The sequence below is a fragment of the Amycolatopsis sp. FU40 genome, assembly GCF_021903635.1.
Classification (GTDB): Bacteria; Actinomycetota; Actinomycetes; order Mycobacteriales; family Pseudonocardiaceae; genus Amycolatopsis; species Amycolatopsis dendrobii.
In genome coordinates this window covers 406396-423416 of record NZ_CP091381.1, presented here as the reverse complement: position 1 = coordinate 423416, position 17021 = coordinate 406396, and the positions used below count along the sequence as shown (strand labels likewise).

The 17021-nt window shown below is 69.9% G+C and carries 17 protein-coding genes; 9 read left to right on the top strand and 8 right to left on the bottom strand.

All coding sequences use genetic code 11. The features are described 5' to 3' along the window. Nucleotides 1-55 precede the first annotated feature (55 nt). Both L3Q65_RS03225 and L3Q65_RS03220 read left to right on the top strand, forming a co-directional pair. Nucleotides 56-1954 (top strand): prolyl oligopeptidase family serine peptidase, encoded by a 1899-nt coding sequence (locus L3Q65_RS03225; RefSeq protein ID WP_237598753.1) that lies wholly within the window; start codon nucleotides 56-58, stop codon nucleotides 1952-1954. Between the two features lie 313 nt (nucleotides 1955-2267). Beyond that, the gene (locus L3Q65_RS03220; RefSeq protein WP_237598752.1) at nucleotides 2268-2687 is read left to right on the top strand and encodes a hypothetical protein; all 420 of its coding nucleotides are present in this window, start codon (nucleotides 2268-2270) and stop codon (nucleotides 2685-2687) included. A 3-nt stretch (nucleotides 2688-2690) separates the two neighbouring features. Here the strand turns inward: L3Q65_RS03220 and L3Q65_RS03215 are convergent, their stop codons facing one another. Together L3Q65_RS03215 and L3Q65_RS03210 are read right to left on the bottom strand one after the other, a co-directional pair. Then, nucleotides 2691-3881, bottom strand: coding sequence for a class I SAM-dependent RNA methyltransferase (locus L3Q65_RS03215; RefSeq protein WP_182890540.1), 1191 nt, complete (start codon nucleotides 3879-3881; stop codon nucleotides 2691-2693). Continuing rightward, the gene (locus tag L3Q65_RS03210; RefSeq protein WP_182890541.1) at nucleotides 3878-5926 is read right to left on the bottom strand and encodes an APC family permease; all 2049 of its coding nucleotides are present in this window, start codon (nucleotides 5924-5926) and stop codon (nucleotides 3878-3880) included. The genes L3Q65_RS03215 and L3Q65_RS03210 overlap by 4 nt, the downstream gene beginning before the upstream one ends. 95 nt (nucleotides 5927-6021) lie before the next feature. On the opposite strand from L3Q65_RS03210, the gene L3Q65_RS03205 reads away from it, so the two are divergent. Further along, nucleotides 6022-6687: a TrkA family potassium uptake protein gene (locus L3Q65_RS03205; protein WP_067579456.1), complete on the top strand. Its 666-nt coding sequence runs from the start codon at nucleotides 6022-6024 to the stop codon at nucleotides 6685-6687. Beyond that, nucleotides 6687-7343 (top strand): TrkA family potassium uptake protein, encoded by a 657-nt coding sequence (locus L3Q65_RS03200; protein ID WP_009075577.1) that lies wholly within the window; start codon nucleotides 6687-6689, stop codon nucleotides 7341-7343. The genes L3Q65_RS03205 and L3Q65_RS03200 overlap by 1 nt, the downstream gene beginning before the upstream one ends. A gap of 54 nt (nucleotides 7344-7397) precedes the next feature. Here the strand turns inward: L3Q65_RS03200 and L3Q65_RS03195 are convergent, their stop codons facing one another. Together L3Q65_RS03195 and L3Q65_RS03190 are read right to left on the bottom strand one after the other, a co-directional pair. Further along, nucleotides 7398-8066, bottom strand: coding sequence for a DUF3159 domain-containing protein (locus L3Q65_RS03195; protein ID WP_182890904.1), 669 nt, complete (start codon nucleotides 8064-8066; stop codon nucleotides 7398-7400). Between the two features lie 87 nt (nucleotides 8067-8153). Beyond that, a complete protein-coding gene (locus tag L3Q65_RS03190; protein WP_009075573.1) occupies nucleotides 8154-8534 on the bottom strand; it encodes an OB-fold nucleic acid binding domain-containing protein in 381 nt (126 codons plus the stop codon). A gap of 104 nt (nucleotides 8535-8638) precedes the next feature. Here L3Q65_RS03190 and L3Q65_RS03185 point away from each other — a divergent pair, with 104 nt between their 5' ends. Continuing rightward, on the top strand, nucleotides 8639-9346 hold the full coding sequence (locus tag L3Q65_RS03185; protein ID WP_237598751.1) for an alpha/beta fold hydrolase: 708 nt from the start codon (nucleotides 8639-8641) through the stop codon (nucleotides 9344-9346). 63 nt (nucleotides 9347-9409) lie between these two features. On the opposite strand, the gene L3Q65_RS03180 is transcribed toward L3Q65_RS03185, so the two are convergent. Together L3Q65_RS03180 and dut are read right to left on the bottom strand one after the other, a co-directional pair. Next, a complete protein-coding gene (locus L3Q65_RS03180) occupies nucleotides 9410-10075 on the bottom strand; it encodes a DUF3710 domain-containing protein (protein ID WP_182890543.1) in 666 nt (221 codons plus the stop codon). After that, nucleotides 10075-10578 (bottom strand): dUTP diphosphatase, encoded by a 504-nt coding sequence (dut, locus tag L3Q65_RS03175; protein ID WP_043838363.1) that lies wholly within the window; start codon nucleotides 10576-10578, stop codon nucleotides 10075-10077. Before dut ends, L3Q65_RS03180 begins: the two co-directional genes overlap by 1 nt. Nucleotides 10579-10602: 24 nt before the next feature. On the opposite strand from dut, the gene L3Q65_RS03170 reads away from it, so the two are divergent. Further along, entirely contained in the window at nucleotides 10603-11085 is a 483-nt protein-coding gene (locus L3Q65_RS03170) for a DUF3093 domain-containing protein (RefSeq protein WP_237598750.1), read from the top strand. A gap of 520 nt (nucleotides 11086-11605) precedes the next feature. Here the strand turns inward: L3Q65_RS03170 and L3Q65_RS03165 are convergent. Beyond that, complete coding sequence (locus tag L3Q65_RS03165) at nucleotides 11606-11914, bottom strand: DUF4193 domain-containing protein (RefSeq protein ID WP_013224476.1); 309 nt, start codon at nucleotides 11912-11914, stop codon at nucleotides 11606-11608. 509 nt (nucleotides 11915-12423) lie between these two features. Between L3Q65_RS03165 and cei the strand changes: the two genes are divergently transcribed. Beyond that, nucleotides 12424-13107 (top strand): envelope integrity protein Cei, encoded by a 684-nt coding sequence (cei, locus tag L3Q65_RS03160; RefSeq protein WP_182890545.1) that lies wholly within the window; start codon nucleotides 12424-12426, stop codon nucleotides 13105-13107. 54 nt (nucleotides 13108-13161) lie between these two features. Here cei and L3Q65_RS03155 read toward each other — a convergent pair whose 3' ends face one another. Continuing rightward, entirely contained in the window at nucleotides 13162-13998 is an 837-nt protein-coding gene (locus L3Q65_RS03155; RefSeq protein WP_237598749.1) for an inositol monophosphatase family protein, read from the bottom strand. Between the two features lie 64 nt (nucleotides 13999-14062). Between L3Q65_RS03155 and ppgK the strand changes: the two genes are divergently transcribed. Further along, entirely contained in the window at nucleotides 14063-14824 is a 762-nt protein-coding gene (gene ppgK / locus L3Q65_RS03150; protein ID WP_182890547.1) for a polyphosphate--glucose phosphotransferase, read from the top strand. 222 nt (nucleotides 14825-15046) lie between these two features. Further along, on the top strand, nucleotides 15047-16477 hold the full coding sequence (locus L3Q65_RS03145; protein ID WP_182890548.1) for an RNA polymerase sigma factor: 1431 nt from the start codon (nucleotides 15047-15049) through the stop codon (nucleotides 16475-16477). The last annotated feature ends 544 nt before the right edge of the window (nucleotides 16478-17021 follow it).

Sequence of the window (17021 nt, the reverse complement as noted above, 5' to 3'; positions counted from 1 at the left end):
CAACCGATGCCGGTTCGATCGCGTGCTGCGCCGGCGAGATGGGCAGACTGGGCACATGTCTGGTCTGACCGCCGAACTCGTGGTTGATGGTCGCGCACCGCAGACCCCTGCTCTTGCCCCGAACGGGCAACTGCTCTGCTACGTCCTCGCTCCCCTCAGCCGGACCGGTGACCACCTCGACACCGAACTCTGGCTCGTCGGCGCCGACGGCACCGCCGCGTCCCGCCGGGCAACCTCCGACACCGCAACGGAATCCCGCCCTCGATGGTCCGAGGACTCGGGCACGCTGTTTTTCCTCTCCGACCGAGCCGACCGCGGCACCTCGCAGGTGCACCGGCTCGTCCTCGCTGACGGCGCGGCGGGCGCGGTGACCGACTGGCGCTCCGGCATCGTCGACTACCTGCCGCTCGCTGACCCCAACCTGGTCGCTCTGCTCGCCTGGGACGAACCCACCGAACACGACGCGAGCCGCGCCCGGGACCGTGACGACGCGATTGTCGTCGGCGAGCGGGAACCGCGTGCCCGGTTGCGTCTGCTCGACCTGCGCACCGGCCTGGTCACCACTCCAGAGGTGTTCGGCGACCGGCACGTCGTGGAATTGCGGCAACGGCCCGGCGGCGGTCCGCTCGCCGTGCTCACCCAGGCCAGCAGCGACAACGACTACGGTCCCCGCACCGGCCGCCTGCACCTGTTCGATCCCGTGACCGGGGCCACGGCTGATCTCGGGGAGGCAGGCGCAGCTGCCGGATCCCTGATCTGGTGGCCAGGAGAGGACGGCTGGCACCTCGGCTACCTCGCTCTCACCCCACCGGTTCTGCAGGCCGGCACCGCCGTGTTCGACCTCGCCGTGGACAGCCGGGTCCTGCGCAACCGGACGTCCGGCCTCCCGATATGCCCCACCGAACTGCACGAGACCGACGCCGCCCCACTGGTCGTGTTCGCCGACGGCCTGAACACGACACTGGCCCGGCTCGACCCCACCGGCCTCACGACCTTGTCGCAGCACCCCGGCCTTCTCAATGCCCTCACCACCACTCCGGACGCCACGACGATCGCGGTCCTCACCGGCACCCGCTACCAGCCCCCGAATGTTCACGTCGGGCCGCCGAGCGGACCACTGCGAAAGATCACCGACACCCGCCCCGAGCTGAACGGCATCGCGTTCGGCACCCAGCGCCCCCTGGCCTACCGTGCCGCCGACGGCCTCGATCTGGACGGTCTGCTCGTACTGCCAGTGGGGAAATCCGTTTCGGACGGCCCGTTTCCGCTCATCACGATCGCGCACGGCGGTCCCTACGACCGTTACGCCGATCGTTTCCAGCTGTTCTGGTTCCCCAGCGCGCAGTGGCTCGCCGCCGGCTATGCGGTGTTCCTGCCCAATCCGCGCGGCGGACAGGGCCACGGCCACCAGTTCGCCCTCAGCGTGGCCGGCAGGGTCGGACAGGAGGAGTGGACCGACATCCTGTCCGGCATCGACCTGCTCGTCGCCGAGGGCGTCGCCGACCCCGACCGGCTGGGGATCGCCGGAGGAAGCCATGGCGGGTTCCTGGCCGCCTGGGCCGTCGGCCAGACCGATCGCTTCCGCGCCGCGCTGGTCCTCTCCGGCGTCATCGACTGGGGCATGCTCGCCGCGACCGGCGAGTACGGCCAGTTCGAAGCCGCGCTCGGCGGCAGCACCGGGTGGGACGGCGTCGGCCCGCATTCGCACGACGCGGTCAGTCCGATCTCGTTCGCCAGCCGCGTTCGCACTCCGGTGCTCCTCTTGCACGGCGCCGAGGACACCAACGTTCCGCTCGGCCAATCCGTGTGCTTCCACCGGGCGCTGCGCCATTTCGGCGTCGAGCACGAGTTCGTGATCTACCCGAGGGAGGGGCACTCGATCCGGGAACGCCATCACCAACTCGACGTCCTGTTCCGGGCCCGTGGGTGGTTCGACCGCTGGCTCCGGTTCTGACCGTGGACGCGAGAGATGGTGCTGACAACCGGTTCCCGACCGAGCGCCGGTCCGCCGTCTCGCCAGCAGCACACCCGCCAGTGACAGAATTCCGCGCACCATCATGTCCACCCCTCGCTCCGTCCTCCGACCCGCTGCCGGAGAACCGCGCACCTTCCGCGATGCACATCCGGTCAGTCGCCGCGGAGCGCGCTGAGGTTCTCGCGTGACCGAATCGTGACCGTCAACGGGGAGTCTCCCGTCCGGCCGAAGCAGCAGATTCCGTTGCGGCACAAGCAATCGGAAGCAGCGATACCGACGTAGAATTTCTTCCGTGGCAGGCAATCGGGTGCTCGCGTGGGCCGGAGCGATCGCCGCGGTGGGCGGTGGCGTCGGGCTTGCCCTGCCGACCGCGCATTATCTTCCGTCGCATCTGCCGCTGGGCGGCACGGAACCCGATCTGGATCTCGGCCTTCGGCTGGCCTGTGCCGGAGCCTTGGCGCTCGCCTTCGCGCTGGCGATCCTGACTCTCCGCCGACGCCAAGCCGAGCCGCTGGCCTTCACCGCCCTGACCGGCATCGCGGTAGCGGGAATCCTCCTGCGCTACCTCGTGATCACGCTCCCCAGCGCGAACCGGCTCGCCCCCTCCGCCGACGTTCAGCCCGCGGCAGGAGCATGGGTGCTGCTGACCGCGGGCCTCGTCTTGGCCGCGACGGGACTGATCGCGGCGGCAAATGCCCAACGGGGGCGATAAGAGTCACTGGAGCAGCGCGACGCACTCCACGTGATGCGTCATCGGGAACGCGTCGAAAGCCCGCAGATCCGTCAGCGAATACCCGTGCTCCGAGAAGAACTGCACGTCCCGCGCCAACGCCGCCGGGTCGCAAGCCACGTAGACGATCCGGTCCGGCTCACCGGCCGCGATCGCGTTGACGACTGCTCGGCCGGCTCCCTTGCGCGGCGGGTCGAGGACCACGACGTCGACCGGCGCCGGGGCGTCTTCGATGAGGTGTTCCACGCGTCCGGAACGCCAGCTGACCTGCGGCAGGTCGGCGAGGTTGCGCTCGCCGTCGGAGACCGCGCGCCGGCCGGATTCGATGGCCAGCACCTGGCCGTCCGGGCCGACCTGATCGGCGAGCACCGAGGCGAACAGGCCGACCCCGGCGTACAGGTCCCAGGCGACCCCGCCGCGCGGTGCGTCCGCCCATTCCCGCACGAGTTCCGCCAGCGTGTCCGCCGCGCGCGGGTGGACCTGCCAGAAGCCGTGCGCGTCGAGCCGCCAGTCGCGTCCGGCGGCGTGCTGGATCGCCATGCCGCCGGACAGTTGCTTGCCTTGCGTACGCCCGCGCACGGTGGCGAGTTCGCGCAGGTGGAGGTGGTTCTCGCCGTCGCTGGCGACTTCCAGTTCGGTACCCGGCCGCCAGCGCTTGCTCAGCGCGGTGCCGAGCGAGCCGGGCACCGCGATCGGGCAGTCGTCGATCGGGATGACGCGGTGGCTGTGGTGCGCCCGCAAGCCCGCCCGGCCGTCGCGTCCGGCGACGAGCCGCACCCGGCTGCGCCAGCCGAGCGGGCCGCCTTCGAGCGGTTCGACAACCACGTCACGGGTGATCCCGGCGAGCCGTTGCAGCTGTTCGGCCACCACCGCGGCCTTCAGTTCCCGCTGGTAGGCCGGTTCGGCGTGCTGCCAGTCGCAGCCTCCGCAACCGCCAGGGGCGGCGAGCGGGCACGGCGGCGTCACGCGGTGCTCCGACCCGCTGAGCACCTCGATCGCGTCGGCGCGGCAGAACGAGCCGCCCTTGTCCTCGGTCACTTCGGCCCGCACGCGTTCGCCGGGCAGCGCGTGCCGCACGAACAGCACTCGTCCGTCCACACGCGACACACAATGTCCGCCGTGCGCGACTGGGCCGACTTCCAGTTCCAGGATCCGGCCTAGCCAGCTCTCGGTCATTCTGATGATTCCTTAGTCGCAGGAGCGGGCTTCGGGGCGTCCGCGGGACGAGGGGTCGTGGGCGTGAAACCGCGGCGGACGTCGCCGGCGGACGGGCGGGCCTTGCGCAGCCGCGCGACCGCCTTCTGCGACGACTCCAGCTGCCACGGCACGCTCGCCACGACCACACCCGGCTGGAACAGCAGCCTTCCCTTGAGCCGCAACGCACTCTGGTTGTGCAGCACCTGCTCCCACCAGTGCCCCACGACGTACTCCGGAATGAACACGGTGACGACGTCTCGCGGATTGGCGCCGCGGACCCGCTTCACGTAGTCCAGCACCGGCTTCGTGATTTCCCGGTACGGCGATTCGACGACCTTCAGCGGCACCTTGAACTTGTGCGCTTCCCATTCGTGCGTGAGCGCGCGGGTGTCGGCGTCGTCCACGTTGACCGTGACCGCCTCGAGCACGTCCGGGCGCATCGCCTTCGCGTAGGCCAGCGCGCGCAGCGTCGGCCGGTGCAGTTTGGACACCAGCACGATCGCGTGGTTGCGCGAGGGCAGCACGGTCGGCGCGTCGCCCATGTCCTTGAGCTCCTCGGCCACCCGGTCGTAGTGCTTCCGGATCGCGGTCATCAACGCGAAAATCGCCACCATCGCGGCGATCGCGATCCACGCGCCGAGCAGGAACTTGGTGATCAGCACGATCACCAGCACGGTGCCGGTCATGGTGAGGCCGATCGCGTTCACCGTCTGCGAACGGCGCATCCGCCGCCGCGCCGCCGCGTCGGTTTCCTTGTCCAGCAACCGGTTCCAGTGCCGGATCATGCCCGCCTGGCTCACCGTGAACGACACGAACACGCCCACGATGTACAGCTGGATCAGCCGGGTGACCTCGGCGTCGAACGCGATGATCAGCACCAGCGCGAAAACCGCGAGGAACAGGATGCCGTTGGAGAAGGCCAGCCGGTCGCCGCGCGTGTGCAGCTGCCGCGGCAGGTAGCGGTCCTGGGCGAGAATCGAGCCGAGCACCGGGAAGCCGTTGAAGGCGGTGTTCGCGGCCAGCAGCAGGATGATGCCGGTGGAGAACGAGATGTAGTAGAACGCGGGCGGGAAGCTCTCGAACACCGCGTGCGCGATCTGCGCGACGATCGTCTTCTGCTCGTAGCCCGCGGGCGCGCCGGCCAGCTGCCGCGCCGGGTCCTCGGCGAAGTTCACCTTCGTCACGATCGCGAGCGTGATGATGCCGACCAGCATCGTCACCGCCAGCACGCCCATCAGCAGCAGCGTGGTCGCCGCGTTCTTCGACTTCGGCTTGCGGAACGCGGGCACGCCGTTGCTGATCGCCTCGACCCCGGTCAGCGCGGCGGCGCCGGACGAGAACGACCGCAGGATCAGGAACACGAACGCGATGCCCGCCCAGTTGCCTTCCTCGTGCAGCGTGAAGCCCGCGCTCTCGGCGCGCATCTCGGTGCCGGTGACGGCCTGGAACAGCCCCCAGACGACCATGATCAGGATGCCCGCGATGAAGCCGTACGTGGGAATGGCGAACGCTTTGCCGGATTCGCGCACTCCGCGCAGGTTCAGCGCGGTCAGCACGGCCACGATCACGACCGAGGCGAGCACTTTGTGGTTGGCCACCCACGGAATCGCCGAACCGATGTTCGCGACACCGGACGAAGTGGACACCGCGACGGTCAGCACGTAGTCGACCAGCAGCGCGCTCGCCACCGTCAGGCCGAACTTCCCGCCGAGGTTGGTCGTCGCGACCTCGTAGTCGCCGCCGCCGCTCGGGTACGCGTGGACGTTCTGCCGGTAGGACGCCACGACGACGAGCATGACCAGCGCGACCGCGACCCCGATCCACGGCGCGAAGGCGTACGCGGACAGGCCCGCGACGCTCAGCGTCAGGAAGATCTCCTCCGGCGCGTAGGCCACGCTGGACAGCGCGTCGGAGGCGAAAATGGGCAGCGCGATGCGCTTGGGCAACAAGGTGTGGGCGAGACGGTCACTTCGGAACGGACGTCCTAGGACCAGCCGCTTCAGCACGGTCGGGAACTTCGACACCACGAGAGCCTAACTGGCAGGGGCAAGGTAGGTTCGGCGCTGGTGTCCGAGGGTACCCACCGACGGGTCATCCGCACCCTGCGAGGAGGCTAAGCGTGCACGTGGTGATCATGGGATGCGGCCGCGTCGGCGCGTCTCTGGCCGCGGCGCTGGAGCGGCTCGGCCACGACGTGGCCGTCATCGACAAGAACCAGCAGGCGTTCCGCAGGCTGGGCAGCGACTTCCACGGCCAGCAGGTCGTCGGGGCGGGTTTCGACCGCCGGGTGCTCGTCGAGGCCGGGATCGAGCGCGCGGGCGCTTTCGCGGCCGTGTCGAGCGGCGACAATTCCAACATCATCTCCGCGCGGGTCGCGCGCGAGAACTTCGGCGTCGAGCACGTGGTCGCGCGCATCTACGACCACAAGCGCGCCGCGGTGTACGAACGGCTGGGCATCCCGACCGTCGCGACCGTGCCGTGGACGACCGACCGGTTCCTGCGCACCCTGCTGCCCGACGGCGTCGCCTCCGCGTGGCGCGATCCGTCCGGCAACGTCGCGCTGCTGCAACTGCCGCTGCACGAGGGCTGGGTCGGCCGCAGCGTGCGCGAGCTGCAGGAGACCACCGGCGCGCGGGTGGCGTTCATGATGCGGTTCGGCACCGCGGTGCTGCCGGACGCGAAGACCGTCGTGCAGGCCGACGACGACGTGTGGGTGGCGGCGCGTTCGGGCACCGTCGGAGACGTGACGAGCCTGGCCGCTCGCGCCCCCGAGGAGGAGAACTGATGCGGGTCGCGATCGCGGGCGCGGGAGCCGTCGGGCAGTCCATCGCCGCCGAGCTCATCGACGGCAACCACCAGGTGATGCTGATCGAGCGCGACGCCGACCAGTTCGAGCCGGAATCCGTTCCGCAGGCCGACTGGGTGCTGGGCGACGCGTGCGAGGTGTCGATCCTCGAGGAGTCCGGCATCGAACGCTGCGACGTCGTGATCGCGGCGAGCGGCGACGACAAGGCGAACCTCGTGGTGTCGCTGCTGGCGAAGACGGAGTTCGCCGTGCGGCGCGTGGTGGCGCGGGTGAACAACCCGGCCAACGAATGGCTGTTCACCGACGCGTGGGGCGTCGACGTGGCCGTGTCGACCCCGCGGATGCTCGCCGCGATGGTCGAGGAAGCGGTGAGCGTCGGCGATCTGGTGCGGCTCATGACATTCCGGCAGGGGCAGGCGAACCTGGTGGAACTCACCCTGCCGGAGGAGACGCCGCTCGCGGGCAAGCCGGTGAGCGAACTGGCGCTGCCGCGCGACGCGGCGCTGGTGACGATCCTGCGCGGCGACCGGGTGATCGTGCCGCAGCCGGAGGACCCGCTGGAGGCGGGCGACGAACTGCTGTTCGTCGCGACCTCGGACGTCGAACCGGAGATCCGGACGGCGCTGGGCTACTGAGACACGCAAAAGGGGCGGGCTCGTCGCGGGCCCGCCCCTTTTGCGTGCGTCGGATCAGGTCTCGGGAGTCGGCGCCTGCGCGTACTTCTCCCGCAGGCGCGCCTCCACCTGCGCGTCGGTCTCCGGCTCCGGTTCTTCCTCGGCGAGCGCCTTCAGCCGCTTGTCGGAGCGGCGCACCGCCCAGACGACCACCAGCAGCCCGATCGCGTACAGCGGGTAGCCCATCGCGATCTTGGCGAACGCGAGCCAGCCGGTCTGGTTTCCGTCGTAGAGCCAGCGCTGCACCACGAACCGGGCGGCGAAGATGACGGCCATCGCGAGCGTCGCGACGTCGTAGCCGTAGCGGGACGGCTTGTCCTTGCGCCAGGCGGTGCCGTTGCCGTTGAGCGCGTTCCACACGACGCCCGCCAGCGGCCAGCGCACCACCACCGAAATCACGAACACGGCGCAGTAGGCGAGGCTCGCCCAGATGCCGAAGAGGAAGAACCCCTTCGCGGACCCGGTGCGGAACGCGATGAACGCCGCGATCGCGACGCCGAAGAACCCCGAGATGGCCGGCTGCAGCGGCTCCTTGCGCACGACGCGCAGGACGGTGATCGCCACCGCGCTGCCGATCGAGCCCCAGATCGCCGCGGTGAGCCCGAAGAACGCGTTCAGCAGGACGAAGACGATGACCGGCACCGAGGAATAGAACAGGCCGGAAACCCCGCCCATCTGCTCCATCAGCGTCGGCTGCCGCTCTTCGTCGCCCCCGTTTCCGGGCGCGTCCTTCTCGTCGCGGGGAGCAGCGGGTTCAGTCACGAGCGTTGATCACCCTACCGGGCTCTGGAGTTCGTAATACGGGTTGTAGAGCACCTTCTGCCCGTCCCGTTCGGCCATCCGGCCGCGAACCTTGACGGTACGGCCGGGCTCGATGCCGGGAATCCGGCGCCTGCCCAGCCAGATTAGCGTCACGCCCTGCGTGCCGTCGAACAGCTCCGCCTGCAGCGAGGCGGGCCCGTCGGTCGGCGACAGCTCGACGCTGCGCAGCCTGCCGAGCACCGTCACCTCTTCGCCGGACCGGCAGTCACAGGCGCGCTGCGCGCCTTCGGCACCCGACCTCTCGGACATCTCGTCGGCGTCGAGGTCCTCGACGTCGCTGGTCAGCTTGCGAACCAACCGGCTGAAGTAGCCGCCGTCCTTGGCGGACATGGTGTGCTCCTGTGCTCCGGGGCCCCCGACTTCGTTCGGCCCGTGCGTGTTCCAGCGTAGCTGCGGTCCCAGTCAGGGAAACGGGTTTGGGGCAAGATCGCAACGTGACGTCCGCAATCCGTCTCCCGGCCGCCGTCCTGCTGCCCGGCACCGGCTCCGACGAGGTCTTCGTGCGCTCGGTGTTCGGGGGGCCGCTCGCCGCGCTGGGGGTGCCGTTGATCACGCCCGCACCGGTTGCCGGAGCGAGCCTCGCCGAGGAGTTTTTGGCCGGACTGGACCGTCTCGCTGACCGGTACGGGACTTTGCTGGTGGGCGGGATTTCGTTCGGGGCACATCTCGCCGCGGAGTGGGCGGTGGCGAATCCGGGGCGTTGCGAGGGGCTGCTGGCGGCGCTCCCGGCTTGGAACGGGGAATCCGGATCAGCACCCGCGGCGGCGGCTGCGACGGTCACGGCGGATCTGGTGGCTGATGCGGGGGTGGAGGGGGCGCTGGCTTCCGCGGCGGCGGGAAGTCCGGGGTGGCTCGGGGAAGAGCTGGGGCGGGCTTGGCGGCGGCAGGGGGACGGGCTGGAGGCCGGGTTGCGGGCGGCGGCGGGGAGGCCAGCGCCGGCATTGGCGGAATTGCGGGGCGTAAAGGTTCCGGCCGGGGTGGGCGGATGCGCGGATGATCCCGTTCATCCCGCTTCGGTCGCCCGGGAGTGGGCTCGGACGCTGCCCAGGGGGAGGTACGGGGAGACGTCGCTCGAGGCGGTCGGGCGGGATCGGGAGGCGTTGGGGAGAGCGACTGTTCTGGCGTTTTTGCGGGCGTTGTGAGGACGCGTCGAGAAGGCCCTCGCGGAATGGTGTCCGCGAGGGCCTTCTGGAGAGCGAAAACGGTCAGCCTTGCTGTTCCGCGATGTGCTGGGCGACTGCGTCGGGGAGCGTGATGGGGAGAGGGGTGCGCACCGGCATCGGGGAGTTGCCCCGGTCCACGACGGTGCGGCGCACGATCGCTCGCAGGACTTCGGGAGCCTGCGAGGCAGTGGACTGCGGGCCGGCGATCACGCCGCGCAGCATCCAGCGCGGGCCGTCCACTCCGACGAAGCGCAGGGCTACGTCGCCGACGATCGCGGACAGTTCCATGCCCCATTCGCCGCGGCCCACGTTGACCTTCGCGCCGTCCGCGCGGAGCTGGTCGGCGAGCTCGTTGCTCACCTCGCGCCACAGGCCGCCGGATTTCGGGGCCGCGTAGGCGCTGACGGTGATTTGCCCGACTTCGGTCACGACGTGCACCGCGCGCACGCCGCCTTCCTCCGGGTCCATTTCGACCTGCACCTGCGAACCGTCGGGCACCGGCACGCGCACCGAGCCCAGGTCGATGCGCGGGATGCCGTCTTCTTCGGCTTCGGCGGCGTCGAACGGGCCGTCGGTTGTCTCCGACAGCTGGTCCTCGGGTTCGAGCGCGTCGTCGGCACCGTCAGCTTCGGCGTTTTCGCCGCGCTGGGAAGCGACGCCTCCGGTCTCGTCGTCGCTCGACCGGCGCTTGCGTCCGAAAATCCCCACTATCGTTCCGTTCCTTCCCCGGTGCCCGCGCCGGTGTCTCCGGCGCCGGGTGCCAGTGTGGCGTGCCCGCCGGTCGAGCCGTAACCTCCCGCGCCGCGTTCGGTCGTCTCGAGTTCGGCGACCTCGACGAACTCCGCGTGCTCCACCCGCTGGACCACCAGCTGCGCGATCCGGTCGCCGCGCGCCAGCACGATCTTCTCGCGCGGGTCGTGGTTGACGAGGCAGACTTTGATCTCGCCGCGATAGCCCGAGTCGATCGTGCCGGGAGTGTTGACCACCGACAATCCGACGCGCGCCGCGAGCCCCGAGCGAGGATGCACGAACCCGGCGTACCCGGCGGGCAGCGCGATCGCGACCCCGGTGCCGACGACCCCGCGCTCGCCGGGTCCGAGCACGATATCCGAGGTGGTGACGAGATCGGCCCCGGCGTCGCCGGGCCGGGCATAGGCGGGCGGCGGGACTTCGGGGTCGAGCCGCTGAAGGAGGACCTGAACGCTGGACACGGGCGGCGAGACTACCCTTGATGCGTGGCTGACCGCGTGAACACCGCCGCGACGGGCGTCGTCGCACATTCCGAACGGCTCTACCTGCCGTGGTGGGGCTGGCCCCTGCCGATGGCCGGGGCGATCCTGCTGGGCGTCGAGGTCCACCTGGGCTACCCGTCCGTCCCGATGTGGATCCCGCTGGCGATCGCCGTGCCGGTCATGGCGGCGCTGCTGCTCTCGATGGGCCGGGCGAAAGTCAAGATCACCGCGGGCGACGACCCCGAACTCTGGCTAGGCGACGCCCACCTGCCGCTGCGCTACGTAGGCGACATCACCGTCGTGGAAAAAGACGCCAAACGCCACGCCCTGGGCCGCGACGGCGACCCGGCAGCCTTCGTCCTGCACCGAAGCTGGGTAGGCCCCGCGGTCCGCATCACCCTGACCGACCCAGCAGACCCCACCCCGTACTGGCTCTTCAGCACCCGCAAACCAAGCCGGGTAGTCGAACTGCTCCGCGGCGCCTGACCCGCCCGCCCGCTGAAGCCCGTGAGGGGCTCCTTCACGGACTTGGATTCCCTCAAGGAGCCCTTCCCGGACCACCGCCCGCCCACCGGATGCGCCCCAATGCCACATTGGGTGCGTCCCACGCACCGAACGCCACATTGGGTGCGTCTGACGCACCCAATGCCACATTGGGGCGCTAGCCCCACTCACAAAAACCGCAGCCGGTGCACCCGCCCAGCGAGGCACCCAGCCCCTCCCCCGCACCCCGATACGAAGCCGCCCTGCGGTTCGGGGGTGCTTGTCAAGGCATCTTTCCCGCCTTGACAAGCACCCCCGAACCGTCAGCACAATCACCCTTCGGGGTGCCCCACGCAACCCAAGACGGCCGATGTCGCCGCCAGGCGACGAGCCGAACCACCCCAAACACGAGTAAGGGGGCCGACCGCCAAGGCCGACCCCCGTCGCTTACCCAGTCTTCCCAAGACCGCGAAAACGCTGTCCCCGTGAATCTCCCCTAGATCTCCCCGAGAAAATCCCCAGGTCAGGCGCAGTCGCGGCAGATCAGCCGGCCGCCGTTGTCCTCGGCGAGCCTGCTCCGGTGGTGCACCAGGAAGCACACCGAGCAGGTGAACTCGTCCGCCTGCTTCGGCACGACCTTCACGGTCATGTCTTCCCCGGAGAGCCCGGAAAGGTCCGCGCCGGGAAGTTCGAAGTTCTCCGCGGTCGCGTCCTCGTCGACGTCGACGACGCCGGACTGGTTCTCGTTCCGCCGGGCCTTCAGCTCCTCCAACGAGTCTTCGGCCAGCTCGTCGGCTTCGCTGCGGCGCGGAGCGTCGTAGTCGGTAGCCATGGTGTCCCTCACCCCTGCGATTCAGCGTGTCGTCCTGCACCGGTTCCGGAGGCGCCCGATACCGGTCGTGCCGCTGGTCAACGTTCCAGCGCCCCTGTTTGTGCCCGGCCCGCGAGTGACCCAGGTCTCAACCTGGTTGACCTCGTTCTGCGGCCGGAGCCCGGGAAGGGTAGCTCACCGCCGGGCGCGCCTCGCACCGAGTCGGACATTGCCGTCCCAGCGTCACCCGGGAGGGGGAACGCGCAGGTGAGACACCTGTCCTCCGTTCGGGTTGCCCCGCCGTCGCAAACATCACCTCGCGGCCGAGTCCGCTTGCCCGCGCGGAGCCGTCCGTGGTGCGATCGCCACGGAGGGGCATTACGCGGAATGGGTGAAGGTGACCCGCGACACCGCGCGCCGCGAACAGCGCCTAGGCTCACCGGCTACCACGCCGGTGCGTACGCTGGCGGTTACCGCGAGGCGCGGCGGGGCGACCGCGGCCGGTTCTGCGAGGGGAAGGGACGGGGCAGGTGGCGTCGGGGAACGGGTCGGGGAACCGTGGTGCGCGGCCTTATCGCAAGCACCGTCCGCTGCCCGCGTTGATAGTGATCGGCGTGCTCGCGCTCGGCGCGGTGTTCGTCTGGGTCAACGCCGTGGTCGGCCGCGGCGACATCGACGAGGCGGTGCGCTGCACCCCGGAGCCCAAGGCGCCGCCGGGAATCACCTACACGTCGGTCCCGCACAACGGTCTGGACGACCGCTCGCCGATGCCCCCGGACAAGGTCGCGCTGAAGGTGCTCAACGCCAGCAGCACGCGCGGGCAGGGCAGCATCGCGACCAACGCGCTGCGCGACCTCGGCTTCACCGCGATCGGCGATCCCGGCAACGACCCGGCGTACCCGAAAGGCGACGCGCGTTGCCGCGGCCAGATCCGGTACGGCGACAACGGCGCCGCCGCGGCCCGCACCGTCAGCCTGGTGATCCCCTGCGCGGAGCTGGTCCACGACACCCGCAAGGACGCCAGCGTCGACCTGGCCACCGGGAAGCTTTTCACCGACGTCCAGCCGCGCCCCGAGGCGGTCAAGATCCTCAAGCAGCTCACCGCCTGGTCGCAGGCGCACCAGGGCGGCGGCAGCAGCGAGCAGTCCGCCAGCCCCGGCGCGCCGGTGATCGACCAGACGCTCCTGGCCTCGGCGCGCTCCGTCACCTGCTGACTCCCTCGTGAGTGCTGATCACGGTTAGAACCGTGATCAGCACTCACGACCAGTTCACACCTCTGCCGCGCCGCCCGCGGCCAACGCCGCGCGCAGCTCAGCCGCGATGCCCGGCGACACCGCGAACGTCGCGTCCTCCCCCAGGTCCGCCGCTTCGCCCGGCAGCAGCACGGTCGCGCCCGCTTCCTGCGCGATCAGCGCTCCGGCCGCCCAGTCCCAGCGGTGCAGGCCGTGCTCGAAGAATCCGTCCAGCCACCCGGCCGCGACAGCGCACAGGTCCAGCGAGGCCGCGCCCCGGCGGCGGATGTCGCGCACCTGCCCGACCAGATCCGCGGTCAGCTTGCCCTGCCGGACCCGGCGGTCCCGCGCGTAGGAGAACCCCATCCCGACGAGCGCCAGGTCCAGCCGGTCCGCCGCGGACACCGACAGCCGGTCGCCGTCGAGCCACGCACCGCCGCCGCGGACGGCCGTCCAGCGCCGGCCGCTCACCGGCTCCACGACCGCTCCCGCGACCGAAACCCCGTCGATCTGCGCCGCGATCGACACCGCGAAGGTCGGCAGGCCGTAGAGGAAGTTGACGGTCCCGTCGATCGGATCGACCACCCAGGTGACCCCGCCGGCAGCGTCGCCGACCGCGCCGCCGCCTTCCTCGCCCAGCACCGGTTCCCCGGGCCGGATCCGCTCCAGCCGGGCGCGGACCAGTTCCTCCGACTCCCGGTCCACCGCGGTCACCACGTCGGTCTCCGCCGACTTCGTGTCCACGGCGACCTCGCCGCCGGACCGCATCCGCACCCACGCCGTCCGGACCAGGTGCGCGGCCTCGACCGCGACCTGTTCGGCGGTGTTTTTCAGGTCGTTCAGCATCGCCTCGTCAACTCCCACGCCCGCCATGTCACCACATCCGGTTAAAGTCTCCGCAGCAGACTTCTGAATCGTGCGAGAAGGGACCACGTCAGTGACGGCGACCCGAGGTTTCGGAATCGACATCGGCGGCAGCGGTATCAAAGGCGCGCTGGTCGATTTGGAACAGGGACAGCTCATCGGGGACCGGCACCGGATCGAAACGCCGCAGCCGTCGACGCCGGACGCGGTGGCGGACGTCGTCGCCGAAATCGTCCGGGCGGCGGAGTGGGACGGCCCGGTCGGCGTGACGCTTCCGGCGGTGGTCAAGAGGGGCACCGCGCACACCGCGGCCAACATCGACCACAAGTGGATCGGCACCGACGCCGAGGCGCTCTTCGCGAAGCGGCTCGGCAAGAGCGTCGGCGAGGTCACGATGCTCAACGACGCCGACGCCGCGGGCCTCGCCGAGATCCGCTTCGGCGACGCGGCCGCGCGCACCGGCGTGACCGCGCTGCTCACCTTCGGCACCGGCATCGGCAGCGCGCTGTTCCACGACGGCAAGCTCGTGCCCAACACCGAATTCGGCCATCTGGAGGTCGACGGCCACGACGCGGAGAAACGCGCCGCCGCTTCGGTGAAGGACAACGAGGGCCTGTCGTATCCGCAGTGGGCCAAGCGGGTGCACCGGTACCTCTCGGTGCTGGAGAACCTGATCTGGCCGGACCTGTTCATCGTCGGCGGCGGCGTCAGCAAGAAGGCCGAGAAGTGGGTGCCGCTGCTGGACATCCGCACGCCGGTGGCCGTCGCGTCGCTGCAGAACAACGCGGGCATCGTCGGGGCCGCCGCGGCCGCCGCGGAGGGCGCCGGGCACTGAGCGAGGAGTCCGCGCCGGGTCTCGGAGCGGTCACCGCGAGGCGCCGGGAAGGGGGCCGGAGGGTGATCGCTTCGCGACGCAGTGGGCCGACGTCGTTACAATGGAACACGGCGCAGGAGCTGCGGAGGTAAAACCGCAGGCCGAGGCGTGTTCCCCGAATGTGAGGCAGCTGAGGTGGCGACATCTCGGCTCGTCATGATCGACCGCTGCGAAAGGGCGTAAGTGGCAGCCGCAAGAACCGCAACCCGAGGCGGGACGAAGACAGCGACCGAAGCCGGCGAGCCGGCCGACGAGGCAGCCACCGGAGCGGCGAAGTCCCCGGCGCGCAAGACCGCCGCGAAGCCGGCGGGCGCGAAGAAGACTCCGGCCAAGAAGGCTCCGGCGAAGAAGGCCGCCGCGAAGGGTCCGAAGACCGACGACGGCGATCCCGACGGCCCGGTCGACCTCGACGAGGCCGAACTCGACAGCCCGGATCTGTCCGATCTCGAAGAGGTCGAGGTCGACGTCGTCGACGAGACGGTCAACGACGAGACCGACGACGACGATGACGACGACTCCGAGGACGAGGCCGAAGCGACCGAGGGGGCCGCGGGAGCCGCGACGTCCACCGCCGCCCGCCGCCGCGCGAGTGCCGCCGAGAAGGGCGGCAAGTCCTCGGACAACCCGGACTTCGTGTGGGACGAGGAGGAGTCCGAGGCGCTGCGCCAGGCGCGCAAGGACGCCGAGCTCACCGCGTCGGCCGACTCGGTCCGCGCCTACCTCAAGCAGATCGGCAAGGTCGCGCTGCTGAACGCCGAGGAGGAGGTGGAGCTCGCCAAGCGGATCGAGGCCGGGCTCTACGCCGCCGAGCGCGTGCGCACCGCCGAGGAGGAGGGCGAGAAGCTCGTCACCCAGATGCGCCGCGACCTCAAGTGGATCGTGCGCGACGGCGAGCGGGCCAAGAACCACCTGCTGGAGGCGAACCTCCGGCTCGTCGTGTCGCTGGCCAAGCGCTACACCGGCCGCGGCATGGCGTTCCTGGACCTGATCCAGGAGGGCAACCTCGGCCTGATCCGCGCGGTGGAGAAGTTCGACTACACCAAGGGCTACAAGTTCTCCACGTACGCCACGTGGTGGATCCGCCAGGCGATCACCCGCGCGATGGCCGACCAGGCGCGCACCATCCGCATCCCGGTGCACATGGTCGAGGTCATCAACAAGCTCGGCCGCATACAGCGCGAACTCCTCCAGGACCTCGGCCGCGAGCCGACGCCCGAGGAGCTCGCCAAGGAAATGGACATCTCGCCGGAGAAGGTCCTGGAGATCCAGCAGTACGCGCGCGAGCCGATCTCGCTGGACCAGACCATCGGCGACGAGGGCGATTCGCAGCTCGGCGACTTCATCGAAGACTCCGAAGCGGTCGTCGCGGTCGACGCGGTGTCGTTCACGCTGCTGCAGGACCAGCTCCAGTCGGTGCTGCAGACGCTGTCCGAGCGCGAGGCGGGCGTGGTCCGGCTGCGCTTCGGCCTCACCGACGGCCAGCCGCGCACCCTCGACGAGATCGGCCAGGTCTACGGGGTCACGCGCGAGCGGATCCGGCAGATCGAGTCGAAGACGATGTCGAAGCTGCGCCACCCGTCGCGCTCGCAGGTGCTGCGCGACTACCTGGACTGAGCTTCTCCGGTTCCGGCGAGAAACCCCGCCCCGCACTACGCGGCGGCGGGGTTTCTGCGTTTACCGACAACGCCGCGCGGCATCGCCCCGGCATTTCCGCGAAATCCTTCCTTCGCTGACCACAGTGGACCCAGGACAAGTCCCGAAAACCCGGAGACACCGGGTCCCGATGCGAATTACGCTGCGGCGCAAGAGTAATCCGCGCGTGAATCCCGGCGAGTGAACGTGCACCCGAACGTGCACCGCCGGAGCCGCGGGCTTTGCACGCGTGTCCGTTTCCTGTTCACAACCGTTCACCCGGAACCCCGGAACCGTTCCGGAATACTCATCGCCGGTGCACAGTCGCGCACCCACCGCGACACTGGGACCCGGGCAAGAGGCTAAAGTTGGTTGTTCTCCGCAGATGCGCGGAAATCGTGATTGTTTGGTTGCCTGAAAACGAAGATCGCAACGAGTGATCGCCATTAAGCTGCGCCCACAACGAGCGTCAGTATTGGAAGGCAGCACCGCCCAGTGTTTTCGACGAAAACTCAATCGCGAGCGA